The sequence below is a fragment of the Pseudomonas sp. YH-1 genome, assembly GCF_051990045.1.
Classification (GTDB): Bacteria; Pseudomonadota; Gammaproteobacteria; order Pseudomonadales; family Pseudomonadaceae; genus Pseudomonas; species Pseudomonas nicosulfuronedens.
This window is the reverse complement of the sequence record NZ_CP178184.1, coordinates 123,831-150,076: the sequence shown is the minus strand read 5'-3', so window position 1 is coordinate 150,076 and position 26,246 is coordinate 123,831. Positions and strand designations below refer to the sequence as shown.

The window sequence follows — 26,246 nt, the reverse complement described above, 5'->3', positions numbered from 1 at the left end:
CCCATCACCGAATTGAAGAAACGGCCATATCGGCGACCGCACCGGCGGAACGGATAGCCCCAAGACACAACCTTGGCTTGCGTTCGCAGCCCTGTGGAGATTGCCCATGAAACGAACCTTGCGTGTCCTCGCCGGCCTGCTGGCCGCGACCTTGCTGGCCGGCGCCGCCAGCGCCGCCGAACCCCTCACTCTGCGCCTGGGAGATGTGAAGGGCGACCGCTATGCCTCGCTGCGCGCCTCCGGCGAACTGGAGAACCTGCCGTACAAGCTGGAGCTGTCGGCCTTTCCCTCCGGTGCTCCGGTCCTCGAGGCGCTGAACGCCGGCGCCCTGGATATCGGCTTCACCGGCGATATTCCATTCCTCTTCGTGTACGCCGCCGGCGCTCCGCTCAAGGCGGTGGGCGCCTGGCACTTCAACCCGGCGACGGTGGCGCTGGTGGTGGGCAAGGATTCGCCGATCCACTCGGTGGCCGACCTCAAGGGCAAGCGCATCGCCGTCAACCGCGGCGGCTGGGGGCACTTCATGGCCCTCGGCGCGCTGCGTCGTGCCGGGCTCAAGCCGGAAGACGTGACCTTCTCCTTCCTCGGCCCGGTGGACGGCCGCGCCGCCCTGGTGCGCGGCTCGGTGGATGCCTGGGTGCCCTGGGAGCCCTACACCTCCAGTGCCGTGCTGCTGGACGGTGCGCGGGTGATCGACAACGGTGACGGCATCATGACCGGCTATTCCTACGCACTGGCCAGCGACGCCGCGATCGCCGCCAAGCAGGAGGCGATCAGCGACCTGATGACCCGCCTGGCTCGCGCCCAGGTCTGGGCGCTGCAGCATCCGGACGCGTTCGCCGCCGCGCTGGCCAAGGACCTGAACATGCCGCAGGAAGTGACCCGGCGTTGGGTGGGCGAGGCGCGCATCAGCCCCATCGTGTTCGACGAACGCATCGCTGCGACCCTGCAGAAAGCCGCCGATTTCTTCCATGGCGAGGGCGTGCTGCCCAAGGCGCTGAATGTTTCGCCGGCCTTCGATTTCAGCCTCTCGCGCGGCGCCGCCGAGGTGGCCCGCACCTTGCCCGCCGACCTTGCCGTCGGCCAGCGCTGAGGAGCCTTCCATGCACAAGATCCTGAGCCTGTTCCTGCTGCTGGGCCTGGCTGCCGGCCAGGCTTTCGCTGCCGAGCGCGTGACCCTGCGCCTGGCCGACCAGAAGGGCAACATGCGCGCCCAACTGGAAGCGGCCGGTGCCCTGAAGGACCTGCACTACGACATCCAGTGGTTCGAGTTTCCCGCCGCCGCGCCCCTGGCCGAGGCGCTCAATGCCGGCGCCGTCGACGCGGGCATCATCGGCGATGCGCCGCTGCTGTTCGCCCTGGCTGCCGGGGCGCAGGTAAAGGCCATTGCGGTGGACAAGTCCGATCCCTACGGCACGGCAGTGATCGTCGGCGAGGACTCGCCGCTGCGTTCGGCCGTCGATCTCAAGGGCAAGCGCATCGCCACCGGGCGTGGCTCCATCGGCCACTTCGTCGCGCTCAAGGCGCTGGCGGCCGCCGGGCTGAGCGAGAAGGACGTGGAGTTCCGTTTCCTCGGCCCGGTGGACGCGAAGATGGCCCTCGCCAACGGCTCGGTGGACGCCTGGGCGACCTGGGAACCCTACACCGCGCTGGCCGAGACTGCCGACAAGGCCCGCGTACTGGCCAACGGTCGTGGGCTTTGGGCGGGCAACAGCTTCCTCGCCGCCACCGATCAGTCGTTGGCCGACCCGGCCAGGCGCGTTGCGCTGCAGGACTATCTGCAACGACTGGCCGGAGCCCAACGCTGGGCCTACGAACACCTGGATGACTACTCGCGCAGCCTGGCGAAGATCATCGGTTTCCCCGAGGACGCCGCGCGCTTGCAGTTCGAGCGTCGGCAGCTGCGTTGGCAAGCGCTGGATGCGCAAACCCTCGCGCAGCAGCAGGAAACCGCGGACTTCTATCAGACCCACGGGCTGATCCCCCAGCGCCTGGATGTCGCCCCGACCTTCGCCGTCGGCTTCGCGGTGGAGCAGGGGCCTACGGTCGGCGCGCGGCAGCCGTGACGGTTCTCAGCTAAGGCGAAAAGGTTATTTAACCTTAGAGTTATGCTTGGATATGGTTCTAAGTGCCGCTCCGGCCGCCGTCTCTCCGGCGGTGCAACGGGGCCTCCCGAGCCCCGTTTCCCGCTTCAGTTTTCCCGTGCGTCAACGCCCAGGCCGCTGATCCTCCCGTCTTCCCGAGGTGTCCATGAGCGTCGCCCCGTTCCGGCTGGCCGCGGCCCGGCCGGTTGCCCCACCCATTCCCAGCGCTGCCGATACCTGGGCCCGTGCCCTGCGCGAGTCCGGTCTGTTGCGCTTGTCCTTGCCGGCCCAGTTGGGCGGCAGTGGCAGTCCCTGGCGCGACACCCTGCAGACCCTGCGGGATCTCTGCGAGCGCGATGGCGGGCTGGCCCGGCTGTTCGCCGTGCACCACCTGCAACTGGCCCGGGTGAGCCTGCTGGGCAGCCTCGAGCAGGTGCAGCGCCTGCTCAACCTGACCCTGCTGCGCGAACCGCTGTGGGGCGCGCTGGGTGATGGTCCGTCCCTCCAGGCAGCCGAGCATGTGCGTGGGGGATTCCGCGTCAACGGCGTCGAGTGGGACGGTTTCACCGTTGAAGCCGCCGATTGGCTGGTGCTGCGTGCCTGGCACGAGCCCTGCCGCGATTACCTTTACGCCGCGTTGCCTACCCGTCGCGCGGGCCTGGTGCTGCGTTCGGGCGCGCAATGCAACGAACTGCGCCTGCACCCGGAGGACATCCTGCTGCCGCCGGGGTTGGCGATCACTCCGCGCCGCTTGCTGTGTGACGGCCTGGCGCTGCTGCTGGAGGCCAATGTCGCCCTTGGCCTGGCGTTGCAGGCAGCCGAACGGCTGGAGCTGGCGGAGCGTTCGGCATTGCCGCGGTTGCTGGGTCTGGGGCTGGTGCTCAGTGAACAGGCGGCTACGCAACTGGATGAAGACATCACGGCTGGCGCGTCGCTGAGTTTCAGCCGTAGCAGCCATTTCTCCAACCTGGCCATCCAGGCCCTGGCGGTGGCTCGCGAGGCGGCGCAGACGAGCTTGCGTGCGGAAGGTGTCAGGGCCCGTGTACTGGGGGCTGCGCACTGATCGGGGGTAAATCGGTCCGGTATTAGTTAAGAACTAAAAATTATTTATTTTGGTTTTTTTATATCTGTAATCTTCGCTCTACCGGACCACCGGACTCATCCAGCGTCACCTGACCCGTCCAGTGGTCCGCCTCGCTCTGCGGGCGGCCAACCCGTACCCGAGGAGCCGTATCCATGTCCCGCAGTCAATTCCTGCGCCGTTTTGCCGTCGGCCTGAGTGCCTCTGTCGCCCTTTTCGGCGCCCTCAGCGCGCAGGCCGAACAGACCCTGCGCATCGGCTTCCAGAAGTCCTCCACCCTGCTCACCGTGGTCAAGGCCCAGGGCAACCTGGAGCGCGAACTGGGCAAGCAGGGCATCAAGGTCACCTGGCATGAATTCCCCAGTGGTCTGCCGCTGCTCGAATCCCTCAACGTGGGCAACGTCGACCTTTCCGCCGACGTCGCCGACACCGTGCCCGTCTTCGCCCAGGCTGCTGGCGCGCAGCTGACCTACTTCGCCCGTGAAACCCCGTCGCCCACCGCGCAGTCGATCCTGGTGCCACACGATTCGCCGCTCAAGTCCCTGGCCGATCTGAAAGGCAAGCGCATTGCCGTGACCAAGGCCGCCGGCAGCCATTACCTGCTGATCGCCGCGCTGCAGAAGGCCGGGCTGAAGTTCTCCGACATCCAGCCGGCGTACCTGACTCCGGCCGATGGCCGCGCCGCCTTCGAAAACCACAAGATCGATGCCTGGGTGACCTGGGACCCTTATGTCGCCAGCGCCCAGCGCCAGCAGAACGCCCGCGTGCTCGCCGATGGCCAGGGCCTGGCCAGCTACCAGCGCTACTACCTGGCGTCCACCGAGTACGCCAAGGCGCACCCGGAAGTGCTCAAGCAGGTCTTCGCCGAACTGCAGAAGACCGGCCGCTGGGTGAAGGAGCATCCCACCGACGCTGCCAAGGTGCTCGGCCCGCTGTGGGGCAACCTCGATGTCGCCACGGTCGAGCAGGCCAACGCCCGCCGTAGCTACGACGTGCAGCCGGTGCGCAAGGACGGTCTCGACGAACAGCAACGCATCGCCGACGCCTTCTATGCCCAAGGCCTGCTGCCCAAGCCAGTCGACGCCCGTGCGGTGCCGGTATGGCAACCGGACGTGGCAAGCAACTGATCCACCTTTGCCGCCGCTCCGCCGGAGCGGCCCGTCACGGCCCGGCTGGCCGCCTTCGTACGCATTTCCAGGAGCTCCACATGAAACACATCAGTGCCCCGCGCCGCCTGCTGGCCGCGCTTGCCCTGGTCGGCGTCGCTGGCGCCGCCCAGGCCGACATCACCCTCGGCTACCAGACCGGCATCGACCCGACCAAGGTGCCCCAGGCCGACGGTACCTACGAGAAAGTCATCGGCGAGAAGCTCGACTGGCGCCGCTTCAACAGCGGCCCGGAAGTGATCGCCGCGATTGCCTCCGGTGACGTGCAGCTGGGCAACATCGGCTCCAGCCCGCTGGCCGCCGCCACCTCGCGTGGCCTGCCGATCGTGGCCTTCATCGTCTCCGCGCAGATCAACTCGGCCGAGGCCCTGGTGGTACGCAACGGCAGCAAGATCGAGAAACCCGAGGACCTGGTCGGCAAGACCATCGCCACACCGTTCGTGTCCACCTCGCACTACAGCCTGCTGGGCGCCCTCAAGCACTGGAAGATCGACCCCACGAAAGTGAAGATCGTCAACCTCAACCCCACCGAGATCGCCGCCGCCTGGCGACGTGGTGACATCGACGGCGCCTTCGTCTGGTCGCCCGCCCTGGGCGAGATCAAGAAGTCCGGCAAGGTGCTGACCGACGCCGCCGAAGTCGGCCAGTGGGGCGCGCCGACCTTCGAGGTCTGGGTCGCCCGCAAGGACTTCGCCGAGAAGCACCCGGAAGTGATTGCCAAGTTCGCCAAGGTGAGCCTGGACTCCTTCGCCGACTACAACGCCCACAAGGCCGAATGGACTGCCGATTCCGAGCAGGCGAAGAAGATCGCCCGCCTGACCGGCGCCGATCCGAAGGACGTTCCGGAGCTGCTGGCCGGTTCCGCCTTCCCCGAGGCCCAGGCGCAGCTGTCTTCCGCGCTGCTGGGCGGCGGCACCGCCAAGGACATCGCCGGTACGGCTGAATTCCTGAAAGAGCAGAAACGCGTGCCGTCCGTGCTCAAGGACTACTCGCCCTACGTCAGCGCCGAGTACGTGCGCCAGGCGGAGAGCGTGCAGGTCGGGCAGCGCTGATTGACCCGGCTGCTCCGTAGGATGGGTGGAGCGAAGCGATACCCATGCTGATGGGTATCGCAGGCTCCACCCATCCTACGGCTGGCACCGATCCGCATTTCTTCTCACCCTACGGAGGGCAGAACATGAGCCGTCTGACGGCCGAGGCGGTCAGCCTCACTTTCCAGCAGCGCGGACGCGAGCGCGTCGTACTGCAGGACCTCACTCTCAGCCTGGCCAAGGGCGAATCCCTGGTGGTGCTCGGCCCGTCCGGCTGCGGCAAGTCCAGCCTGCTCAACGTGCTGGCGGGCTTCCAGGCGCCGGACAGCGGCCGCGTGCAGATCGATGGCCGGACCCTCGAAGGCCCCGGCGGTGAACGCGGCGTGGTGTTCCAGGATGACGCGCTGATGCCCTGGCTCAATGCCCTGGATAACGTCGCCCTGGGCTTGCGCATTCGCGGCGTCGGCGCTGCCGGGCGCAATGCCCGTGCCCACGAAGTACTGAAGCTGGTAGGCCTGGGCGAGCACGCGGACTACCGAATCTCGCAACTGTCCGGCGGTCAGCGGCAGCGTCTGGGCCTCGCCCGCGCGCTGGCGGTGGAACCGGATTTCCTGTTGCTCGACGAGCCTTTCGGTGCCCTCGACGCGCTGACTCGCGAGCGCATGCAGGTGCTGACTCTCGACCTGTGGCGCAAGACCGGCAAGGGCCTGTTCCTGATTACCCACAGCGTCGACGAAGCGCTGTTCCTCGCCACTGACCTGGTGGTGATGGACGGACCGCCGGCACGCATCGTCAAGCGCCTGTCGCTGGACTTCGCCCGTCGCTATGCCGCGGGCGAGCCGGTGCGCAGCATCAAGTCCGACCCGGAATTCGCGCGTCTGCGCCAACTCCTCCTCGATGAGTTCCTCGAAGAACCGGAGGCCGAGCATGCCCACTGAAACCCTCGCCGCGAAACTCCCGACTGCTGCGCCGAAAGGGCGCAGCGAGCCGCGCGATTACCGCCGCTGGGCCGCTGCCGGCAGCGTCGGTTCGATCTTCGTGCTCTGGTGGCTGGCCACGCACCTGGGCTGGGTCGACACCCTGTTCCTGCCCGCGCCGGAGCAACTGGTGGAAGCCTTCCAGCGTCTGCTTGCCGAAGGCTACGTCGATGCGTCGTTGTGGCAACACATCGGTACCAGCCTGCTGCGTGTGTTGCTGGCACTGGGCGCGGCGGTACTGACGGCCATTCCGCTGGGCATCCTGATGGGTCTCAACCCGCTGGTGGGCGCGGCCTTCGACCCGCTGGTGGAGTTCTACCGCCCGGTGCCGCCGCTGGCCTACCTGCCGCTGATCGTCATCTGGTTCGGCATCGGCGAGCTGTCCAAGGTGCTGCTGATCTACCTCGCGCTGTTTGCGCCGTTGCTGATCGCCACCGCCGCCGGCGTGCGCCGTGTGGACAAGTCGCGGATCCAGGCCGTGCGCTGCCTGGGCGCCAGCCGCCTGCAGGTGGTGCGCCACGTGATCCTGCCCAGCGCGCTGCCGGATGTCCTGACCGGCCTGCGCATCGCCCTAGGGGTGGGCTGGTCGACCCTGGTCGCCGCCGAGCTGATCGCCGCCAACCGCGGCCTGGGCTTCATGGTGCAATCCGCCGCGCAGTTCCTCGCCACCGACGTGGTGGTACTGGGGATTCTGCTGATCGCCGCCATTGCACTGACTTTCGAGCTGGGCCTGCGCTGGGTGCAGAAGCGGTTTGCTTCCTGGGAGTAATGCAACCGAGAGCAAAGGCCCCTCTCCCTAACCCTCTCCCGCAAGCGGGAGAGGGGACTGTCCTGAGTGGCTTAGATACCTCTGCCTCATGGATGAGTCTGCGCGGCTGAAGGGGTTGACCGCCCTTTCCGAATACACCGAACAAGCCCCCTCTCCCTTCAGGGAGAGGGGTGGGGAGAGGGCGCCTTTCCCCGTGAACCTCACGAGAGAACACGAACATGACCACCCTGACCATCGAACCCATCAGCCCGGCCCTCGGCGCCATCGTTTCCGGCGTGCGCCTGGCCGATCCGCTGGACGACGCGGCACAGCGCCAGATCGAGCAAGCCCTGCTCGATCACCACGTACTGTTCTTCCGCGACCAGCCGTTGACACCGACGCAGCAGGCGAACTTCGCCGCGCGCTTCGGCGACCTGCACATCCATCCGATCTACCCCAGCTCGCCTGAGCAGCGCGAGGTCATCGTCCTCGACACCGCCGTCACCGATGTGCGCGACAACGCCATCTGGCACACCGACGTCACCTTCCTGGAGACACCGGCGCTGGGCGCCGTGCTGGCCGCCAAGCAGCTGCCGCCCTACGGTAGCGACACCCTGTGGGCCAGTGGCATCGCGGCGTTCGAGGCGCTGTCGAAACCGCTGCAGCAGTTGCTCGACGGACTCACCGCGACCCACGACATCAGCAAGTCCTTCCCCCAGGAACGCTTCGGCGCCACCGACGCGGACCTCGCGCGTCTCGAAGAAGCGCGCAAGAAGAACCCCCCGCGCAGCCATCCGGTGATCCGTACGCATCCGGTCACCGGGCGCAAGGCCCTGTTCGTCAGTGACGGCTTCACCACCCGCATCAACGAGCTGGAACCGGCGGAAAGTCGCGCCATCCTCGACCTGTTGTTTGCCCACTTCGCTCGCCCGGAGTTCACCGTGCGCTGGCGTTGGAGGGAGAACGACGTGGCTTTCTGGGACAACCGTGTGACCCAGCATTACGCGGTGGACGACTACCGCCCGCAGCGCCGCGTGATGCACCGTGCGACCATACTGGGCGACAAACCGTTCTGAGTTCGCCACACGGAATTGGCGGTTTGATTTGTAGGAGCGAGCTTGCTCGCGAACCGCATAACTCTGGAGTCATTCTGGAATCCGTTCGCGAGCAAGCTCGCTCCTACAGACGTCGCAGCGACTCGGAAATTACCGTCATCCCCGTGACTTAAGGCAACAAAGCCGCACCGCAGACCGCATTCGTCGCCATTCTGGGTCGCGGTGGATGGCGCACTGTCCTACGCTTTGGCAGTTTCGCTTCATAAAGAGATTGCCTACATGCAAGAACGGATTCCCGACGAGTCCAACCTCGCCGAGCTGACGGTTCGCGGCCTGATCCTCGGCGCGCTGATCACCGTGGTGTTCACCGCTTCCAACGTGTACCTCGGCCTCAAGGTCGGCCTGACCTTCGCCTCGTCGATTCCCGCTGCGGTCATTTCCATGGCCGTGCTGCGCTACTTCTCCGGCTCCAACATCCTCGAGAACAACATGGTGCAGACCCAGGCCTCGGCGGCCGGCACCCTGTCCTCGATCATCTTCATCCTTCCGGGTCTCCTGATGATCGGCTACTGGAGCGGCTTCCCGTTCTGGCAGACCGCGGCGATCTGCTCCATCGGCGGCATTCTCGGCGTGCTCTACACCATTCCGCTGCGTCGGGTAATGGTGGTGCAGAGCAGCCTGCCCTATCCCGAAGGCGTGGCGGCAGCGGAGATCCTTCGCGTCGGCAGCCAGGACGAGGAGGAGGAGAAAGCCGGCAAGCCTGCGAAAGCCGGTGGCCCCGGCCTGCGCGACATCATTGCCGGCGGCGTGGTTGCCGCTGCTTTCAGCCTGCTCAGCAGTGGCTTCAAGGTGCTCGCCGAAGGTTTCAGCTTCTGGATCACCGCCGGGCAGGCGGCGTTCCGCCTGTCCACCGGCTTCTCCCTGGCCCTTGTCGGCGCCGGGTATCTGATGGGTATCACCGCCGGCATCGCCATCCTGATCGGCGTGGTCATCGCCTGGGGCGTGGCCGTGCCGCTGCTCTCGGTGAACAGCGTGCTGGCCGCCGGGCAGAGCCTGCCGGAGCTGGCCACCAAACTGTGGAGCAGCCAGGTCCGCTTCCTCGGCGCCGGCACTATCGGGATCGCTGCGCTGTGGACCCTGGCTACCCTGTTCAAGCCCATGGTGCAGGGTGTCTGGTCGTCGCTGAGCGCCGTGCGCGGGCGTGGTGAGGTGAGTGACCTGCGCACCGAGCAGGACCTCTCCGCGAAGTGGATCGTCGCCATCGCCGGTTTCCTGCTCGTGGCGCTGTTCGTGGTGTTCTCCTACTTCCTCGGCGAGGCCGCACCGGACCTCAAGGGCTTCGGCTTCTGGGGCCTGGTGGCGGTCTGCGTGATCTTCGCCTTCTTCTTCGGCTTCCTGATCGCCGCCGCCTGTGGATACATGGCTGGCCTGGTGGGCTCGTCGAGCAGCCCGATCTCCGGCATCGGCATCATCGCGGTGATCCTGGTGTCGCTGCTGATCCTGGGCGTCGGCTCGCTGGAAACCGGCTTCCTCGACCAGCAGGGCGGCAAGCTGGCCATCGCCCTGGCGCTGTTCACGACCTCCGTGGTGATCGCCATCGCGGCGATTTCCAACGACAACCTGCAGGACCTGAAGACCGGCTACCTGGTCGGCGCGACGCCGTGGCGCCAGCAGGTCGCGCTGATCGTCGGCTGCCTCGTGGGTGCACTGGTGATCCCGCCGGTGCTGGAGCTGCTGTTCAACGCCTACGGCTTCACCGGAGCCTTGCCGCGCGAGGGCATGGACCCGAATGCTGCGCTGGCTGCACCGCAAGCGACGCTGATGACGGCGATTGCCAGCGGGATTTTCCACAACGCGCTGAACTGGAACATGATCCTGATCGGCGTGGCGTTGGGCATCGCGCTGATCCTGGTGGACGTGCTGCTGCGCCGCACCGGCAAGGCCAGCCTGCCGGTGCTGGCGGTCGGTCTGGGCATCTACCTGCCGCCGACCATCGGCATGACCCTGGTGGTCGGTGCGGTGATCGGCTGGCTGCTGGAGACCGCGCTGGCCAAGCGCGCCGCGGCAGCCGGTGTCGACGCGGAGAAATTCTCCGACGAGCCCAGGCGCCGGGGCGTGCTGCTGGCCTCCGGCCTGATCGTTGGCGAGAGCCTGATGGGCATCCTGCTCGCCGCCATCATCGGCACCACTGGCTCTGCCTCGCCCCTGGCCCTGGTCGGGGGAAGTTTCGAGGACACCGCGCAGTGGCTGGGGTTGGTGGTCTTCGTGGCGATCTGCGTGCTGTTCTACCGCAAGGTACTGGGCGGCACGCGCGGCTGATCCTTCGCCTCGATGTGAAAAAGGCGCCTGCGGGCGCCTTTTTCATGTGGGTTTTTCGTAGGAGCGAGCAAGCTCGCTCCTACAAGGGCATGTGCAAGTCCGGACCTAGCGCACCAGATGCAGGAACTGCAGGTGGCGCTCGTACTGGTCGAGCATGTCGTTGATGATCTGCTCCTTGCTGTACCCCATCAGGTCGTAGTCCTGGCTGCCTTCGGAGAGGTGCACCTCGGCGCGGAAGTAGCGGCGGTTCTTCAGGTGCAACCCGCCCATGCCGGCACGGGCGAAGGAGGGGGTGAAGTAGCCGCGCATCGAGACCTGGTAGAGGAACGGATGCTGCGCGCCGTGGCCGATCTCCAGGCCGATTTCCAGGTTGCTCAGGTCCAGGTCCGAATCCACCTGCAGGCCCTTCTCGCGGAACACCTCGGAGACCTCGGCGATCGCCGGGCTGACCACGTCGACCATGTAGCGGTACACCTCGTCGCGGGTGGGGAAGTGCACCGCCTGGGAGATGCGCCGCTTCCAGCCGCCGGGCTTGGCCGAGGGCGGCGGCGCCAGCGAGTGGGTGCGCGCGCGCTGGCGCTGGGACTCGAGATAGAACGCCTTGTGCAGGCCCCACATCATCAGCAGCAGGATCAGCGAGAAGGGCAGCGAGGTCAGCACCACGGCGGACTTCAGCGCATCGATGCTGCCGGCGAACAGCAGGCCGCCGGTCACCAGCGCGGTGGCTACGCCCCAGAACACCCGCAGCCATTTCGGACCGTCGTCGTCGGCGCTGCCGCCGTGGGCGGAAAGGGTGGAGAGCACCACGGTGCCGGAGTCCGCCGAGGTGACGAAGAAGACGAAGCTGACCAGTACCGTCACCGCGATCACCACGCGGCTGGCCGGGTAGTTCTGCAGCATCTGGTAGAGCGCCATGGACGGGTCGGCGATGGCCACGCGGCCCAGTTCGCTGAAGCCATGGTTGAGCACCTGGTCCAGCGCGCTGTTGCCGAAGATCGACATCCACGCGAGGGTGAAGCCCAGCGGGATGAACAGCACGCCGAAGACGAATTCGCGGATCGTCCGCCCGCGCGAGATGCGCGCGATGAACAGGCCGACGAAGGGCGCCCAGGCAATCCACCAGGCCCAGTAGAACACCGTCCAGCCTCCCAGCCAGTCGCTGCCGTCCTTGCCGTAGGCATAGAGGTCGAAGCTCTTGGTCGGCAGGGCGCCGAGGTAGTCACCGATGTTCTGGACCAGGGTGTTGAGCAGGTGCTGGGTGGGGCCGGCGAAGAGCACGAAGAGCAGCAGCGCGCAGGCCAGCAGCATGTTGATGTCCGACAGCAGGCGGATGCCCTTGTCCACGCCGGACACGGCGACCAGGATGGCCGCGCCCATCATCAGCGCGATCAGGGTCATCTGCACCGGATGGCTGTGGGCGATGCCGAAAAGGAAGTCCAGTCCTGCGTTGAGCTGCAGCACGCCGAAGCCCATGTCCGCGCCTAGGCCGAACACCGTGGCGATGATGCCGAAGCAGTCCACGGCGTAGCCGATAGGGCCGTTGATGCGCTTGCCGATTAGCGGGTAGAGCGCCGAGCGCAGCGCCAGCGGCAGGTTGTGGCGGTAGGCGAAGTACGCCAGCGCCATCGCCACCAGGGCGAACACGCCCCAGCCATGCAGGCCCCAGTGCAGGAACAGCAGCTGCATGGCCTGGCGCGCTGCTTCCTGGGTCCCGGCTTCGCCTTGCGGCGGCTGGGCGAAGTGGGTCAGTGGTTCGGAGACGCAGAAGAAGAACAGGGTGATGCTGATGCCGGCGGCGAAGAGCATGCCGGCCCAGGACAGGTAGCTGAATTCCGGCTCGTCGTGGTCGGCACCGAGCTTGATCTTTCCATAGCCGGAAAGCGCGGTGACCACCACGAAGATCAGGTACAGCGTCATCGCCAGCAGGTAGTACCAGCCGACACTGTCGGCGGCCCAGGACTGTGCGGCGAGCAGCCATTCACCGGCCTGTTGTGGCTGGCTGATGACGATCAGGGCGAAGAGAAGGATCAGCGCAGCCGCACCGTAGAAGACCGGTGGGTTCATGCGCATGGAGGGGAGCGGTGTTACGGACGGAGGCGATTGTGCTGCGGACAAAACGGGCGGGGTTCCTCGACATTTTCCTTGAACAAGCATTCAATGAAAACACGGGAGGGCCCTGGAAAGCCAATCGGCGGGACCGATGGTCCCGCCGCCGGCCCTGTCAAAAGGGCCGAGCGGAGCGGGTACTGCTTTACTTGCGACGGTTCTTTTTCGCCTCACGGATTTCACGGCGTTCCGGGTCGGCCTTCGCGGGCGCGGTCAGGAAAGCGGTGGCGGCGAAGAAGTTAGCAAGAGCGGCAAAGCTGGTCACGATAGTCTCCAATGGCGCCGGGGAAAATGGGTCCCGACCGCCTGATAGCCATTTTCCCTGAAGATTGTGACGAAAAGAAGTGAATGGTCTTGATGAGCGGTATTGATCTGGTCGATGAGACTGCTTTTATTTCTATCTGCGGGGAATCATCCTGATTTTGACTTCCTGCTCAGGATTCCCTCCTGCCGACCTGCGAGTCGGCAAAGCCTTTCACTGCGACCATTCGTCGCCAAAGATGAATCGGTTCAGCGCCGCTTCTGGCTTCGGCGCGATAAACGGCTGTCACCCGCACGAAACAGGTTGGCTCATAGCACAGTTCCCGAAGTAGAGCGTGTTCGAGCCTTAAAACTTGAACGGGTGTGCAATATTTAGTGAAAAACATGTGAAACGGCTATGGCGATTGACTTGCCGATTCCGTTAGTCTCCCCCGGCAGGACAAAAAACCACCAACAGGGAGCATCTCGAGATGGACTTCAAACGCATCGCCATTGCCACTGCACTCTTCGCTTCGCTGGCCGGTTGCCAGACCATGACCACCAACCAGGCCATTGTTCCGCTGCAAGCCGCTACCGCTCAGATGATCGGTCTGGCTTCCTCCGACGAGCTGGTTGTCAGCGACGTCAAAGCCGGCCAGCCGGACGCCCTGGGTGGCCAGGAACTCTCCTACGTCGCCACCACCACCAAAGGCCGCATCTTCAACTGCACCTCGCGCATGATGCCGGGCCTGCTGACCGATCCGGCCAAGCTGACCAACCCGTCGTGCACCCCGGTAGTTGCTCACTCGAACACCGCCACCAAGTAACACCACCTCGTTGCATGCTGTCGCCCGTGCGCGGCCCTTCGGGTCGCGTTGGCGACTACAGCGCGGCCTCCGGGCCGCGCTCGTGCTCCAGGCGTTGCAGCAGCGCACGCAGTTGCGCTTCGACGCCGGGCTGGCGCACCAGGTGCTCCAGCGCTTGTTCGTTCACTTCTGCTACGCCCACTGATCCCGCCACGCTGGCTGACCCCGCTACGCCGCCTGAAAAGTTCAGGTGCTCCGGGCGAATTTCCTCGTCCGGGCTGACCAGCAGGGCGAAATGGATGACGTTCTCCAGCTCGCGAATATTGCCCGGCCACGAATAGCCTTCCAGCGCGCGCTGGGTGTCGCTGGCGATCTGCGGCACCGGCAGTTCCAGGCGTTGCGCATGCACGCCAAGGAAGTACTCGGCCAGTGGCTGGATATCACCGATACGTTCGCGCAGCGGCGGCAGCGTAAGGTTGCCGTCGTGCAGGTACTGCTGTAGCCCCTCGAGGAATTTTCCTGCTTTCACTGCCTGCCCCAGGTCGATGCTGGTGGCTGCGACCAGGCGCACATCCACCGGCACCGGCTCACGGGCGCCAACGCGCAGTACTTCGCGCTCCTGCAGTACGCGCAGCAGTTTCTGTTGCAGCGACAGTGGCAGGTCGGCGATCTCGTCCAGATACAACGTTCCGCCGTTAGCCGAGCCGAACCAGCCGGCGCGGCTGCCCACCGGGCCGTTGTGCGCTCCCGGCGCGTAGCCGAACAGCTCGGCGTCGGCGTAGTTGCGGCTCAGTGCGCTGCAACTCACTGCGACGAACAGGCCGGGACGTTCGCTGGCTCGGTGGATGTGGCGGGCCAGCAGCTCCTTGCCGGTGCCGGTCTCGCCGTGGATCAGCACCGGCTGCGGCAGCGGTGCCAGGCGCTCCACCTCGTCGCGCACCTCATGGGAGCGCGGGTCGAAGAACACCAGCGCCTTGGCGCGGATGCTCAGCGGGCTCTTGTCGGCGTCGGGGAAGGTCAGCAGCGGTAGCGGCGCGTGGGGTGCATTCATGGGGAATCTCCTTCTGTTCCTACAGCGCGTCCAGTGCTTGCAGGAAGTCGCGGACGATGTCCTCGCTGTCCTCGATGCCCACCGAGACACGGATGGTGCCGTCGTGGATATCCAGCGCGGTCAGGGCCTCGGCGGACAGCGCGCGGTGCGAGGTCTTGCCGGGGTGGGTGATGCTGCTGGCGACTCCCGCCAGCGATGGCGCGAAGGCGGCCAGTTGCAACTCGCCGATCAGCGCGTCGACCTGATCGAGGCCACCCTTGAGGGTGAAGCTCAACATGCCCGAATGGCCTTTGCGGAACAGCCGCTGCGCCAGCTCGAAGTCCGGGTGCGAAGGCAGGCCGGGGTAGAACACACGGGCGACCTGCGGGTGTGTTTCGAGGGCTTCGGCCAGCGCCTGGGCGTTCTGCGAGTGGGCCTTCATGCGCAGGGCGAGGGTCTTCGCGCCGCGGAAGTTGAGCCAGCTCTCGAAGGGGCTGGCGCTGCCGCCGGCGTTGATCTGGAAGCGCCGCGCGGCGGCGATCCATTGCGCCTCGCCGACCAGCGCGCCACCCATGGCGTCGCTGTGGCCGTTGAGGTACTTGGTGGTGCTATGGATCACCAGGTCGGCGCCATCGCGCAGCGGCTGGTAGAGCACCGGCGAGAGGAAGGTGTTGTCCACCAGCAGCTTGAGATCGTGGCGATGGGCGAGATCGGCCAGTGCAGGAATATTGCTGATGCGCACCAGCGGGTTGGAGGCGGTTTCGGTGTAGATCAGCCGGGTGGTTGGCGTGATCGCCGCTGCCACTGCTGCCAGGTCGTTGAGGTCGAGCAGGGTGGCGGCGATGCCGAAGCGCGTCAGTTCCTTCTCGATCAGGCTCTGGGTGGTGCCGTACAGCTCGCGGCTGGCGATCAGGTGATCACCGGCGCCCAGTACACCCAGCAGCGCAGCGGAAATAGCCGCCATGCCGGAGGCGGAGAACAGCGCATCCTCGCCGCCCTCCAGCTCGCGCAGCAGCTCTTCCACAGCGCTGTGGTTGGGGTTGCCGATGCGCGTGTACATGTAGTTGTCGGGGTTGCCGGCAAGGAAGTCGTCGACCTGCTCGAGGGAGTCGTAGACGAACACCGAGCTCTGGTAGATCGGCTGGCTCTTGGCGCGGGTGACCATGCGCCGGTCGGCATCATGACCGGCGTGGACGGCGAGGGTGGAGGGGCCTTTGGCGTGGTCGCTCATGGCAAGTCCTTGGGAAAGAAAAACGCCGGTGGAACTTGCCCACCGGCGTCGAAGCGGGTGCACTCGCGGTGCGCCCAGCGTGGGAGTCGTTGCGCCCGGCGCGTGGCCGGGCGACGGGTCAGAAGGCCGGCACCACGGCGCCGTTGTACTTCTTCTCGATGAAGGCTTTGACTTCCGGGCTGGTCAGGGCGGCGGAAAGTTTCTTCAGGGCATCGCTGTCCTTGTTGTCTGGACGCGCCACCAGGTAGTTCACGTAGGGCGAGTTGCGGTCTTCGAGGATCAGGGCGTCCTTCACCGGGTTGAGCTTGGCTTCCAGCGCGTAGTTGGTGTTGATCAGGTCCAGGTCGACCTGGTCCAGCACGCGCGGCAGCAGGGCCGACTCCAGCTCCTTGAACTTCAGGTGCTTGGGGTTCTCGGCGATGTCTTTGGGGGTGGCCAGGGCGTTGCTCGGGTCCTTGAGCTTGATCACACCGGCCTTCTGCAGCAGGAGCAGGGCGCGGCCGCTGTTGCTGCCTTCGTTGGGGATGGCAACGGTGGCGCCGTCAGGCAGCTGGTCGATGGACTTGTACTTCTTCGAGTAACCGCCGAAGGGCTCGACGTGCACGCCGGTCACGGTGACCAGGTTGGTGCCCTTGCCCTTGTTGAAGTTGTCCAGGTACGGCTTGGTCTGGAAGTAGTTGGCGTCCAGGCGCTTCTCGGCGACCTGCACGTTGGGCTGCACGTAGTCGGTGAAGACCTTGATCTCCAGGTCCACGCCTTCCTTGGCCAGGGTCGGCTTGATCAGCTCGAGGATCTCGGCGTGGGGGATCGGGGTGGCGGCGACGACCAGCTTTTCGTTGGCGAAGGCGGAGGAGGTGAAGGCAGCGGCGAGGGCGGTCAGAAGCAGCAGCTTTTTCATTGCGATGTCCTTGTGGGGCAGATGACCGCTGGCGTCCGGGCCGGCCGGGATGGGGCCTTCGTACGGGCGGTGGATTCTTTTTCCGCGGCTCACTCGGCAGCGGTTGCAGCGAAAGTTACCTGCTCCTGTTATTCCAATAAAATATTAATTTTTCATTTTCATATTCGATTTTGTTCATATGGTCGGCCAAGGCGTGACCTGAGACAAGCTGTCGCGCGACACCCCGTCGCGCGGCAACCCACCACTCCAGCCTGCGGGGGGCGGGCGCGTAATATCGATGCAGTTTCTTGAGCGGCGTCAATGCGGATGGTGATCCATTCTGATTGAGCGGCGAAAGAAATCCGAACCGACGAGAGATCGGTGGTCAGAAACACAGACATCACGCAAGAACGCCCTGCGCATGCGCAAGGTACGGTGCTCGACCCTTCCGTGGGGTTGGCGTCAGCCTGAAGAGGAATCGTCATGTTCGGATTAGAGGCGCTCGACCTGGCCCGGATCCAGTTCGCCTTTACCGTGTCCTTCCACATCATCTTCCCCGCCATCACCATCGGCCTCGCCAGCTACCTGGCGGTGCTCGAAGGCCTGTGGCTGAAGACCCATGAGGAGGTCTACCGCGACCTCTATCACTTCTGGTCGAAGATATTCGCCGTCAACTTCGGCATGGGCGTGGTCTCCGGCCTCGTCATGGCCTATCAGTTCGGCACCAACTGGAGCGCCTTCTCGGCCTTCGCCGGGAGCGTCACCGGCCCGCTGCTGACCTATGAAGTGCTCACGGCCTTCTTCCTCGAGGCCGGTTTCCTCGGCGTCATGCTCTTCGGCTGGCACCGCGTCGGCCCGGGCCTGCACTTCTTCGCCACAGTGATGGTGGCGATCGGCACGCTGATCTCGACCTTCTGGATCCTCGCCTCCAACAGCTGGATGCAGACTCCGCAGGGCCACGAGATCGTCAACGGCGTCGTGGTGCCGGTGGACTGGCTGGCGATCATCTTCAACCCGTCCTTCCCCTACCGCCTGATGCACATGGCGATTGCCTCGTTCGTCGCCACCGCCTTCTTCGTCGGCGCCTCGGCGGCCTGGCACCTGCTGCGCGGCCGCGACAACCCGGCGATCCGCAAGATGCTTTCGATGGCGATGTGGATGGCGTTGATCGTTGCGCCCATCCAGGCGATGGTGGGTGATGCCCATGGCCTGAATACCCTCAAGCACCAGCCGGCGAAAATCGCTGCGATGGAAGGCCATTGGGACAACAGCAGCGGCGAGCCGACCCCGCTGATCCTGTTCGGCTGGCCGGACATGGAGCGCGAGGAAACCCGCTTCAAGATCGAAATTCCGGTGCTCGGCAGCCTCATTCTCAATCACAGCCTGACCGAGCCGATCCCGGCGCTGAAGGACTTCCCGAAAGCCGACCGCCCCAACTCCACCATCGTCTTCTGGTCGTTCCGCATCATGGCCGGCTTAGGCATGCTGATGATCTTCGTCGGCCTGTGGAGTGCCTGGCTGCGCTGGCGCAAACGGCTGTTCGAGAGCCGTGCCTTCCTCCATCTGGTGTTGTGGATGGGGCCATCCGGCCTGATCGCGATCCTCGCCGGCTGGTTCACCACCGAAATCGGCCGCCAGCCCTGGGTCGTCTATGGCCTGATGCGTACCGCCGATGCGGTGTCCAACCACAGCGTCACGCAGATGAGCCTGACCCTGGTGATGTTCGTGGTGGTGTACTTCTCGCTGTTCGGCGTGGGCATTGGCTACATGATGCGCCTGGTACGCAAAGGCCCGGTCACCCATGAGGGCCGGGAAGCCAGCCATGGCGGCGCCGGCCAGAAACGCACGGCGGCGCGTCCGCTGTCGGCCACCGAAGAGGGCCTTGACGACGATGACACCACTGAAGCGGGGAGGAGCTGAGCCATGGGAATCGATCTTCCGCTGATCTGGGCGATCATCATCATCTTCGGCGTGATGATGTACGTGGTGATGGACGGGTTCGATCTGGGCATCGGCATGCTCTACCCGTTCTTCAAGGACGAAGGCGACCGTGACGTGATGATGAACACCGTCGCGCCGGTCTGGGACGGCAACGAGACCTGGCTGGTGCTGGGCGGGGCCGCTCTGTTCGGTGCCTTCCCGGTGGCCTATTCGGCCGTGCTCTCGGCGCTGTACCTGCCGCTGATCCTGATGCTGATGGGGCTGATCTTCCGCGGCGTGGCCTTCGAGTTCCGTTTCAAGGCGCGGCCCGCGAAGCGGCACATCTGGGACAAGTCGTTCATTGTCGGCTCCTTGGTGGCGACCTTCTTCCAGGGCGTGGCGCTGGGCGCCTTCATCGAGGGCATCCCGGTGGAAAACCGCGCCTTCGCTGGCGGTGCGCTGGACTGGCTGGCGCCGTTCCCGCTGTTCTGCGGCCTCGGCCTGGTGGTTGCCTACAGCCTGCTGGGCTGCACCTGGCTGATCATGAAGACCGAGGGGCAGTTGCAGGAGCGCATGCATGACCTGGCCAAGCCGCTGGCGCTGGTGCTGCTGGCGGTGATCGGCATCGTCAGCCTGTGGACCCCGCTGGCACACGCGGAAATCGCCCAGCGCTGGTTCAGCCTGCCGAACCTGTTCTGGTTCCTGCCGGTGCCGCTGCTGGTGCTGCTGACCTTCTACAGCCTGCTGCGCTCGGTGGCGCGCAACGACCACGTGAAGCCGTTCCTGCTCACCCTGGCGCTGATCTTCCTGGGCTACAGCGGGCTGGGCATCAGCCTGTGGCCGAACATCATCCCGCCGTCGATGTCGATCTGGGACGCCGCGGCACCGCCGCAGAGCCTGGGCTTCATGCTGGTGGGCGCGCTGTTCATCATCCCCTTCATCCTCGTCTACACCGCGTGGAGCTACTACGTGTTCCGCGGCAAGGTGAAGCACGGCGACGGCTACCACTAGAGGTGCGCAGCATGACTCACGAGGAGCAGGAAAAGGCGCCGCTGCGCAAGCGGCTGGGATGGCTGGTGCTGATCTGGGCGCTGAGCGTCGCTGGCCTGGGCGTCGCGGCTTGGCTGATGCGCCTGTTCATGAGCGCGGCGGGTCTGGGCACGCCGCACTAGTCCGCACAATCGTTCCCATCCGGGCGCTGTTCGCGGCGCCCGTTCCCACATCCCTCGCCGGTGCTTCCAGCGGGGGATTTTTTTGGCTGGGCTTTTCGTGGAAGCGAAGGGGAGCCCAGCTCGTAGGATGGCGTGGAGCGAAGCGATACCCATCGATTACTGCGCGAAAACGCTGATGGGTATCGCAAGCTCCACCCATCCAGCGACCGGTGGTGTCCGGTGGCTTTAGGAGCGGACTCCGTCCTCGATCAGCTGAGGTTTGCTTGAGCGAAGCGGCAACCTCAGTGCAACTTGTCGCGCTTGGCCAGGGTGGGGAACAGCTTCATCCATGCGCCGGTGACGACCAGTGTGCCGACACCGCCGAGCACTACCGCTGGCACGGTGCCGAGCCAGTGGGCGGTGAGGCCGGATTCGAATTCGCCCAGCTGGTTCGAGGCGCCGATGAACAGGCCGTTCACCGCGCTGACCCGGCCGCGCATCTCGTCCGGGGTTTCCAGCTGCACGAAGGCGCCACGGATGACCATGCTGATCATGTCCGCTGCGCCCAGCACCACCAGTACCGCCAGGGAGAACCAGAAGGAAGTCGAGAGGCCGAAGGCGATGGTGGTGACGCCGAACACGCCCACGGCGGCGAACATGATCCGTCCGACGTTGCGCTCGATGGGGAAGCGCGCCAGCCAGAACGACATCAGCAACGCGCCCACCGCCGGGGCCGAACGCAGCAGGCCCAGGCCCCAGGGGCCGGTGAGCAGGATGTCCTTGGCGAACACCGGCAGCAGCGCGGTGGCGCCGCCCAGCAGCACGGCGAACAGGTCCAGGGAGATGGCGCCGAAGATGTCCGGACGACTGCGGATGAAGCGAATGCCCGCCAGCAGCGATTCCAGCGTTGCCTTGCCTTGCGCGGCTGGCGCCTGGCGCGAGGGCAGGGTGAGCACCAGGGTGCAGGCGATGAAGTACAGCACGGCGGTGGGTGTGTAGACCCAGAAGGCGCCGAAAGCATAGAGGAAGCCGCCGAAGGCCGGCGCGGCGATGGTCGCTGCCTGCATGGCCGAGGCGGACGCCGCCACCGCGCGGGGGAACAGCGCGGTGGGCACGATGTTCGGCAGCAGCGCCTGGGTGGTCGGCATTTCGAAGGCCCGCGCGGTACCGAGCAGGAAGGCCATCACGAAGATCATCTCGCGGGTCACGTTGTCGGTGCTGGCGCCCACCACCAGCGCGACGGCGATCAGGCCCTGGCCGATCTGGCACAGCGAGGCGATGCGCCTCCGGTCATAACGGTCGGCGACGTGACCGGTGTGCAGCATGAACAGCACGCGCGGGGTGAACTCCACCAAACCCACCAGGCCGAGGTCGAGCACGTTGTGGGTCAGCTCGTAGATGTGCCAGCCGATGGCCACGGTGATCATCTGGAAGGCGCTGGCGGTGCAGACGCGTGCCAGCCAGAAAGCGAGAAAAGGGCGGTGACGCAGCAGGGACGTGGCTTCGGCGGTCATGGTGGGGTTCGCTGAGGGGGTTCGTTAGCGGGCTAAGCAAAGGCTGCGAAGCGTAGCACGGCGTAACACTTTTCCGCTTGTCGCCGGCGGATTGCGCTATTGGCGAATAGTCTCGACCCGTCGACTAAAATTTTCATCGCCGCGACAAGCTGCCCGATTGACTTTGCTTCGCACTATTGAGGTGCGTTAAAGTTGACAGAAGAGTCAGGTTTTACTGCAGGATCCTTCCTCCGGCGCCAACCCCGAGACGCCCGCGATTCCGCGGCCTCCGAACTCTCTCCAGCACCGAAAAAAACCACATGGGCGGGCCTTCACCGTCCAGAGGATGAACCATGTCCAACCGTGATATTTCCCGGCGCGCCTTCCTGCAAGGCGGGCTGATTGCCGGTGTCAGCGTGACCATGGCGCCGCTCGGCAGCCGGGCCTTCGCTGCCCTGATGGAAAACTCCGTCACCGTCTCCCCCCAGCAGTGGATGGGCCATGACGGCAAGGCGCGTTTCCGTAACGACGCGCTGTCCAAGGTCTGCGGCAACAAGGTGTTCGCCCGCGACATCCGTTCCAAGGACATGCCCGGCTGGCCGCAGCAGCAGGGTCACGCCATGCTGCTCAAGACCATCAAGGCCGACCGCATCTTCGACGGCATCGACCTCGCCTGGCTGGGCGCGGACCTTCAGCCCGACCGTATCGTCACTGCCGAGGACCTGGACAAGGACGGTATCGTCTTCCCCGAAGCCCACGCCCCGGATCCGCTGCTGCCGCGCGGCAAGGTGCCGATGTTCATCGGTCACCCGGTGGCCATCCTGATCTGGAACGACTTCGAGCGCTTCCGTCAGGCCAAGCTGAAGCTGAAGTTCAACGACAAGGCGATCCGCTACGGCGCGCAGGCGCCGCTGTACCAGGGCGATCCCTACGGCAGCTTCCGCTACGTGCGTGTCGGCGGCGCGACTTCGGCCGATCCGGACGAGTTCTCCAGTCTCAAGGACTCGATCCTGTTCCCGATGATCCGCGAGCGCAAACCGGTGTGGAACCAGCAGCCCAACCAGCACGGTGACCTCACCGAGCAGGGTCTGTTCTACGCGCAGAAGATCAAGGACCAGATCGAAAACCCGCCGGAGAACTGGCTGGTCTTCGACGAGCGCTACAAGACCCCCTCCATCGAGCCGGCCGCCCTGGAGCCGGACAACGGCAACGGCTGGTACGACCCGGCGAGCAAAACCCTGCACTTCGTGGTCGCCACCCAGTGCCCGTTCGAAGCAGCCTACGAGACGGCGCACATGATCGCCCCGTCGCGCTTCGGCCTGGCCAAGCTGAACATGCACCCCGGCTACACCGTGGGTTACGGCTCCAAGGACCACAACATCTTCGTCTACTACGCGGCCCTGGCTGCGCTGTACGGCAACGGTGTACCGGTGCGCCTGGCCAATGACCGCTACGAGCAGTTCCAGAGCGGCATCAAGCGCCACCCGTTCGACATCCGTTACCAGCTGGCGGTGGACAAGAAGGACATGACCTTCAAGATCTTCCGCACCGAGATGAGCGTGGACGGCGGCGGCCGCATCAACTACAGCCCCTCCGTGGCCGCTGTGGGCGCCACCGCCGCGCAGTCGATCTACTACATGCCGCAGAACGACCTGCAGGTGACCGCCTACCATTCCCGCGCCGTCGAGGCCGGTTCCATGCGTGGCTACGGCACCCTGCAGAGCATGGCCGCTACCGAGATGATGGTGGACGAGATCGCTGGTCGTCTGGGTGTAGACGCCATCGAGCTGCGCCGCGTCAACGCGCTGAAGTCGGGCATGAAGAACACCCAGGGTGCGATTCCTGCCGGCGCCCTGCGCTTGCACGAGATCCTCGACAAGGCCGCCGCCCACGAGTGGTGGAAGACCCGCGACGCACGCAAGAAAGAGATGGACGCCAAGGACCCGGACCACTGGTACGGCGTTGGCTTCGCCATCTGCCAGAAGGACTTCGGCACTGGCTCCGAAGCGCCCATGGCGAGCATCGAGTTCGATGCACAGGGCAAGGTGCACATGCGCCACATCGGCATCGAGATCGGCACCGGGATGTCCACCTCCCAGGCGCTGGTGGTGGCCGACTTCCTCGGCAAGCCGGCGGACGAGATGAAGACCGCCGAAACCGAGTGGCCGGAACTTCAGCTGCTCAGCGGCGAAGACCCCTACACCATGAGCCAGCCGACCCAGGACGAGAAGCTGCGCAACCCACGCTGGGTCGGCAAGTACGCCTCGGCGTCGTCGGCGACCAACTCGGCCTACTACTTCAGCCACGCCACCCGCGAAGCAGCACGCGTGCTGTTCAACCACGGCCTGTGGCCGGCGGCCCTGGAAATCTGGCGCCGCGGCCCGTTCAACGGCGCGGCCAACCCGCTGGTGGTGCGCCGCGAAGACGCGCACTGGGTGGACGGCAAGCTCACCGCCAACGGCCTGCAGCCGCTATCGTTCGCCGAGCTGGCCCAGGTCGCTCACGAAAAAGGCCTGGTCACCGGTGCCACCGTCCACGGTTTCAACCGCTGGAGCTGGGCGGAGTGTGATTTCGTCATCGACGGCGTACGCGATCGCCTGCCCCTGGACGCCCTGGCCGTGAAATACGGCGACGGCGCACCAGGTGTGAAGAAAGCGCAGATGAGCAGCGCCGGTTTCCACCTGCTGGATCGCCAGAACGTGGCCTATCCGCCGGTGCAGCTGAACAACGCTGCCGTGACCTACTACAGCCCGGTAGCGACCATCGTCGAGTTGAAGGTGAACAAGGGCAACGGCGAGGTCTGCGTGCTCAACCACCACAGCTGGATCGAGTGCGGCCGCGTCCTGGTGCCGGAGCTGGTGAAAGGCCAGATCGAGGGCGGCACTGCCATGGGTATCGGCCATGCGCTGCTCGAAGACATGCCGCTGTACGAGGGTGGCCCGGGCGAGGGCGACTGGAACTTCAACCGCTACCGTCTCCCGAAGGCGAAAGACGTGGCCGTCTGGCAGCAGAGCTCGGAAATCCTTCCGCCGCTCTCGCCCAGCGACCCGTCCAAGGGCATCGCCGAAGTGGTGATGATCCCGGTGGTCGGCGCCATCAGCAACGCCGTGGCCCACGCCATCGGCAAGCGCGTCCGCGACCTGCCCATCACCCCCGCTCGCATCAAGGAGGCCCTCAATGGCTAACCGTCCGCTCAACCTGACCCTGAATGGTCAAACCGTCGGTCCGGTCGAGGTTCCCGAGGACCTGCCGATGATCGACTACCTGCACGAATACCAGAACCTCACCGGCTCACGCCTGGGCTGCGGCCAGGGCATCTGCCACGCCTGCGTGGTGATCGTCGACAACCCTGACGGCACCAGCGAGGAAGTACGCACCTGCATCACCGGCGCGCACTACTTCGAAGGCAAGAAGGTGCGCACCATCGAAGGCCACGCCAAGCGTGAGGAAGACGGTTCGGTGAAGGAGCTGAACCCGATCCAGCAGAAGTTCGTCGACCGCTTCGCCTTCCAGTGCAGCTACTGCGCACCGGGCTTCGTCAACGCCGCCACCGTGCTGGTGGAGAAGGCCCAGCGCCAGCCGCTGAAGAAGAGCGAGCTGGAATCGACCATCGAAGCGAGCCTCGGCCACCACATCTGTCGCTGCACCGGGTATGTGCGTTACTACGACGCCACCCGCGAAGTGCTGACCGATCTCGGCCTGGTCAAGGAGGGCTAAGCATGCAGCGCATTCTTTCCGGCCTCGCGCTGGCTGCCGGCCTCGGCCTGGCGCTCAGCGCACAAGCTGCCGACCAGGACCTGATCAAGCGCGGCGAATACGTCTCCCGTGCCGCCGACTGCATGGCCTGCCACACCGCCGAGGGCGGCGCGCCGTTCGCCGGCGGTCTGCCGATCCACTCGCCGTTCGGCACCATCTACGGCAGCAACATCACCCCGGACAAGGATTTCGGCATCGGCAACTACAGCGCCGACGAGTTCTTCGCCGCCCTCACCGAGGGTAAGCGCAAGGATGGCGCCAATCTCTACCCGGCCATGCCGTACACCTCGTACCACCTCATCAAGCGCGAGGACAGCGATGCCCTCTACGCCTACCTGATGAGTCAGACGCCGGTGCACCGCGCCGCGCCCGAAACCAGCCTGAGCTTCCCGTTCAACGTGCGCCTGGGTCTGACCGGCTGGAACATGCTGTACGGCAAGAGCGTCCAGCTGGAAAGCACCGAGGGCAAGAGCGACGCCTACAAGCGTGGCCAGTACCTGGTGGAAGTGCTCGGCCACTGCGGCGAGTGCCACACCCCGCGCAACCAGATCGGCGCCCTGGAGCAGGACAAGCGCCTCACCGGCGGCCTGCTCAACGGCTACAGCGCCCCGAGCCTGCTGGCCCAGGATCTGGCCGAGCGCGGTTGGACCAGCGCTGACCTCACCGGTTTCCTCAAGCACGGCATGAGCCCGCAGGGCAGCATGTTCAACGAGATGTTCCCGGTGATGCACCTGAGCACCCAGCACCTGGGTGACCAGGACCTGGCCGCCATGTCCACCTACCTGCTGGGCGATCAGCCACCGCAGGCCAAGGTGGTCCAGGCCGTCGCCGAGGACAAGCTCAGCGACAGCGCCAAGCGCGGGCGCCAGCAGTACCTCAACGTCTGCGCCGGCTGTCACGGCAACGACGGCGAGGGCAAGCCGCACATTGCCGTGGCCATGCAGGGCAACACCACCCTGCGCCTGGCCGATTCGCGCAACCTGGCCAAGGTCATCGTCGAGGGCATCCGCGAGCAGCAGTTCACCGGTTTCGAGCGCATGCAGCCGATGCCGGGCTTCGCCGGCAAGCTCAGTGACGAGCAGCTCACCGACCTGATCAACTACCTGCGTCAGGCCTGGGGTGGCTTGCCGGGTGACATGGGCGTACAACAGGTCGCTCAACTCAAAGCGGAGTGA

At 65.5% G+C, this 26,246-nt stretch carries 21 protein-coding genes; 16 read left to right on the top strand and 5 right to left on the bottom strand.

The features are described 5' to 3' along the window. The first annotated feature begins 106 nt into the window (after positions 1-106). From ACKI1H_RS00680 to ACKI1H_RS00640, 9 genes are all read left to right on the top strand, one after another. Positions 107-1,093, top strand: coding sequence for an aliphatic sulfonate ABC transporter substrate-binding protein (locus ACKI1H_RS00680; protein ID WP_440467378.1), 987 nt, complete (start codon positions 107-109; stop codon positions 1,091-1,093). Between the two features lie 10 nt (positions 1,094-1,103). Then, on the top strand, positions 1,104-2,066 hold the full coding sequence (locus ACKI1H_RS00675; protein ID WP_440467377.1) for an ABC transporter substrate-binding protein: 963 nt from the start codon (positions 1,104-1,106) through the stop codon (positions 2,064-2,066). A gap of 184 nt (positions 2,067-2,250) precedes the next feature. Continuing rightward, the gene (locus tag ACKI1H_RS00670; protein WP_440467376.1) at positions 2,251-3,147 is read left to right on the top strand and encodes an acyl-CoA dehydrogenase family protein; all 897 of its coding nucleotides are present in this window, start codon (positions 2,251-2,253) and stop codon (positions 3,145-3,147) included. Between the two features lie 173 nt (positions 3,148-3,320). Further along, positions 3,321-4,292: an aliphatic sulfonate ABC transporter substrate-binding protein gene (locus tag ACKI1H_RS00665; RefSeq protein WP_440467375.1), complete on the top strand. Its 972-nt coding sequence runs from the start codon at positions 3,321-3,323 to the stop codon at positions 4,290-4,292. 80 nt (positions 4,293-4,372) lie between these two features. Continuing rightward, positions 4,373-5,383 (top strand): taurine ABC transporter substrate-binding protein, encoded by a 1,011-nt coding sequence (gene tauA, locus ACKI1H_RS00660; protein WP_440467374.1) that lies wholly within the window; start codon positions 4,373-4,375, stop codon positions 5,381-5,383. Positions 5,384-5,508: 125 nt separating this feature from the next. After that, entirely contained in the window at positions 5,509-6,300 is a 792-nt protein-coding gene (locus ACKI1H_RS00655; protein ID WP_440467373.1) for a taurine ABC transporter ATP-binding protein, read from the top strand. Beyond that, entirely contained in the window at positions 6,290-7,108 is an 819-nt protein-coding gene (locus tag ACKI1H_RS00650; protein WP_440467372.1) for an ABC transporter permease subunit, read from the top strand. Before ACKI1H_RS00655 ends, ACKI1H_RS00650 begins: the two co-directional genes overlap by 11 nt. Before the next feature lie 218 nt (positions 7,109-7,326). Then, positions 7,327-8,163 (top strand): taurine dioxygenase, encoded by an 837-nt coding sequence (tauD, locus tag ACKI1H_RS00645; RefSeq protein WP_440467371.1) that lies wholly within the window; start codon positions 7,327-7,329, stop codon positions 8,161-8,163. Between the two features lie 258 nt (positions 8,164-8,421). Continuing rightward, a complete protein-coding gene (locus ACKI1H_RS00640) occupies positions 8,422-10,461 on the top strand; it encodes an OPT family oligopeptide transporter (RefSeq protein WP_138524607.1) in 2,040 nt (679 codons plus the stop codon). A gap of 105 nt (positions 10,462-10,566) precedes the next feature. On the opposite strand, the gene betT is transcribed toward ACKI1H_RS00640, so the two are convergent. After that, positions 10,567-12,525 (bottom strand): choline BCCT transporter BetT, encoded by a 1,959-nt coding sequence (gene betT / locus ACKI1H_RS00635; protein ID WP_440468805.1) that lies wholly within the window; start codon positions 12,523-12,525, stop codon positions 10,567-10,569. 773 nt (positions 12,526-13,298) lie between these two features. On the opposite strand from betT, the gene ACKI1H_RS00630 reads away from it, so the two are divergent. Continuing rightward, complete coding sequence (locus tag ACKI1H_RS00630) at positions 13,299-13,634, top strand: hypothetical protein (RefSeq protein ID WP_138214175.1); 336 nt, start codon at positions 13,299-13,301, stop codon at positions 13,632-13,634. A 55-nt stretch (positions 13,635-13,689) separates the two neighbouring features. Here the strand turns inward: ACKI1H_RS00630 and ACKI1H_RS00625 are convergent, their stop codons facing one another. The 3 genes from ACKI1H_RS00625 to ACKI1H_RS00615 form a co-directional block, all read right to left on the bottom strand. Continuing rightward, positions 13,690-14,664 (bottom strand): sigma 54-interacting transcriptional regulator, encoded by a 975-nt coding sequence (locus ACKI1H_RS00625; RefSeq protein ID WP_440467370.1) that lies wholly within the window; start codon positions 14,662-14,664, stop codon positions 13,690-13,692. A gap of 19 nt (positions 14,665-14,683) precedes the next feature. Further along, positions 14,684-15,874, bottom strand: a complete 1,191-nt coding sequence (locus ACKI1H_RS00620) for a trans-sulfuration enzyme family protein (protein WP_440467369.1) — start codon at positions 15,872-15,874, stop codon at positions 14,684-14,686. Positions 15,875-15,992: 118 nt separating this feature from the next. Then, entirely contained in the window at positions 15,993-16,772 is a 780-nt protein-coding gene (locus ACKI1H_RS00615) for a MetQ/NlpA family ABC transporter substrate-binding protein (protein WP_440467368.1), read from the bottom strand. A gap of 462 nt (positions 16,773-17,234) precedes the next feature. Here ACKI1H_RS00615 and ACKI1H_RS00610 point away from each other — a divergent pair, with 462 nt between their 5' ends. The 3 genes from ACKI1H_RS00610 to ACKI1H_RS00600 are packed head-to-tail and all read left to right on the top strand — an operon-like array spanning position 17,235 to position 19,843. Further along, positions 17,235-18,671, top strand: coding sequence for a cytochrome ubiquinol oxidase subunit I (locus ACKI1H_RS00610; RefSeq protein ID WP_138524601.1), 1,437 nt, complete (start codon positions 17,235-17,237; stop codon positions 18,669-18,671). 3 nt (positions 18,672-18,674) lie between these two features. After that, positions 18,675-19,682: a cytochrome d ubiquinol oxidase subunit II gene (cydB, locus tag ACKI1H_RS00605; protein ID WP_138524600.1), complete on the top strand. Its 1,008-nt coding sequence runs from the start codon at positions 18,675-18,677 to the stop codon at positions 19,680-19,682. Between the two features lie 11 nt (positions 19,683-19,693). Then, positions 19,694-19,843: a DUF2474 domain-containing protein gene (locus tag ACKI1H_RS00600; protein ID WP_037007166.1), complete on the top strand. Its 150-nt coding sequence runs from the start codon at positions 19,694-19,696 to the stop codon at positions 19,841-19,843. Positions 19,844-20,124: 281 nt separating this feature from the next. Here the strand turns inward: ACKI1H_RS00600 and ACKI1H_RS00595 are convergent, their stop codons facing one another. Then, on the bottom strand, positions 20,125-21,336 hold the full coding sequence (locus ACKI1H_RS00595) for an MFS transporter (RefSeq protein WP_138524599.1): 1,212 nt from the start codon (positions 21,334-21,336) through the stop codon (positions 20,125-20,127). 332 nt (positions 21,337-21,668) lie between these two features. Here ACKI1H_RS00595 and ACKI1H_RS00590 point away from each other — a divergent pair, with 332 nt between their 5' ends. From ACKI1H_RS00590 to ACKI1H_RS00580, 3 genes are read left to right on the top strand one after another with little or no spacing between them, the layout of a single operon-like run. Further along, positions 21,669-24,500 (top strand): xanthine dehydrogenase family protein molybdopterin-binding subunit, encoded by a 2,832-nt coding sequence (locus ACKI1H_RS00590; protein ID WP_440467367.1) that lies wholly within the window; start codon positions 21,669-21,671, stop codon positions 24,498-24,500. Then, complete coding sequence (locus tag ACKI1H_RS00585; protein ID WP_024764769.1) at positions 24,493-25,032, top strand: (2Fe-2S)-binding protein; 540 nt, start codon at positions 24,493-24,495, stop codon at positions 25,030-25,032. The genes ACKI1H_RS00590 and ACKI1H_RS00585 overlap by 8 nt, the downstream gene beginning before the upstream one ends. Before the next feature lie 2 nt (positions 25,033-25,034). After that, the gene (locus ACKI1H_RS00580) at positions 25,035-26,246 is read left to right on the top strand and encodes a cytochrome c (protein ID WP_138524595.1); all 1,212 of its coding nucleotides are present in this window, start codon (positions 25,035-25,037) and stop codon (positions 26,244-26,246) included.

Excerpts from the sequence above, each read along its gene's own strand:
- cydB (WP_138524600.1), top strand. The coding sequence starts at position 18,675 with ATGGGAATCGATCTTCCGCTGATCTGGGCGATCATCATCATCTTCGGC.
- tauA (WP_440467374.1), top strand. The coding sequence starts at position 4,373 with ATGAAACACATCAGTGCCCCGCGCCGCCTGCTGGCCGCGCTTGCCCTG.
- ACKI1H_RS00620 (WP_440467369.1), bottom strand. The coding sequence starts at position 15,874 with ATGAGCGACCACGCCAAAGGCCCCTCCACCCTCGCCGTCCACGCCGGT.
- ACKI1H_RS00650 (WP_440467372.1), top strand. The coding sequence starts at position 6,290 with ATGCCCACTGAAACCCTCGCCGCGAAACTCCCGACTGCTGCGCCGAAA.
- ACKI1H_RS00675 (WP_440467377.1), top strand. The coding sequence starts at position 1,104 with ATGCACAAGATCCTGAGCCTGTTCCTGCTGCTGGGCCTGGCTGCCGGC.
- ACKI1H_RS00610 (WP_138524601.1), top strand. The coding sequence starts at position 17,235 with ATGTTCGGATTAGAGGCGCTCGACCTGGCCCGGATCCAGTTCGCCTTT.
- ACKI1H_RS00600 (WP_037007166.1), top strand. The coding sequence starts at position 19,694 with ATGACTCACGAGGAGCAGGAAAAGGCGCCGCTGCGCAAGCGGCTGGGA.
- ACKI1H_RS00625 (WP_440467370.1), bottom strand. The coding sequence starts at position 14,664 with ATGAATGCACCCCACGCGCCGCTACCGCTGCTGACCTTCCCCGACGCC.
- ACKI1H_RS00590 (WP_440467367.1), top strand. The coding sequence starts at position 21,669 with ATGTCCAACCGTGATATTTCCCGGCGCGCCTTCCTGCAAGGCGGGCTG.
- ACKI1H_RS00640 (WP_138524607.1), top strand. The coding sequence starts at position 8,422 with ATGCAAGAACGGATTCCCGACGAGTCCAACCTCGCCGAGCTGACGGTT.
- ACKI1H_RS00665 (WP_440467375.1), top strand. The coding sequence starts at position 3,321 with ATGTCCCGCAGTCAATTCCTGCGCCGTTTTGCCGTCGGCCTGAGTGCC.
- ACKI1H_RS00580 (WP_138524595.1), top strand. The coding sequence starts at position 25,035 with ATGCAGCGCATTCTTTCCGGCCTCGCGCTGGCTGCCGGCCTCGGCCTG.
- ACKI1H_RS00615 (WP_440467368.1), bottom strand. The coding sequence starts at position 16,772 with ATGAAAAAGCTGCTGCTTCTGACCGCCCTCGCCGCTGCCTTCACCTCC.
- ACKI1H_RS00670 (WP_440467376.1), top strand. The coding sequence starts at position 2,251 with ATGAGCGTCGCCCCGTTCCGGCTGGCCGCGGCCCGGCCGGTTGCCCCA.
- ACKI1H_RS00595 (WP_138524599.1), bottom strand. The coding sequence starts at position 21,336 with ATGACCGCCGAAGCCACGTCCCTGCTGCGTCACCGCCCTTTTCTCGCT.
- ACKI1H_RS00630 (WP_138214175.1), top strand. The coding sequence starts at position 13,299 with ATGGACTTCAAACGCATCGCCATTGCCACTGCACTCTTCGCTTCGCTG.
- ACKI1H_RS00585 (WP_024764769.1), top strand. The coding sequence starts at position 24,493 with ATGGCTAACCGTCCGCTCAACCTGACCCTGAATGGTCAAACCGTCGGT.
- tauD (WP_440467371.1), top strand. The coding sequence starts at position 7,327 with ATGACCACCCTGACCATCGAACCCATCAGCCCGGCCCTCGGCGCCATC.
- betT (WP_440468805.1), bottom strand. The coding sequence starts at position 12,525 with ATGAACCCACCGGTCTTCTACGGTGCGGCTGCGCTGATCCTTCTCTTC.
- ACKI1H_RS00655 (WP_440467373.1), top strand. The coding sequence starts at position 5,509 with ATGAGCCGTCTGACGGCCGAGGCGGTCAGCCTCACTTTCCAGCAGCGC.
- ACKI1H_RS00680 (WP_440467378.1), top strand. The coding sequence starts at position 107 with ATGAAACGAACCTTGCGTGTCCTCGCCGGCCTGCTGGCCGCGACCTTG.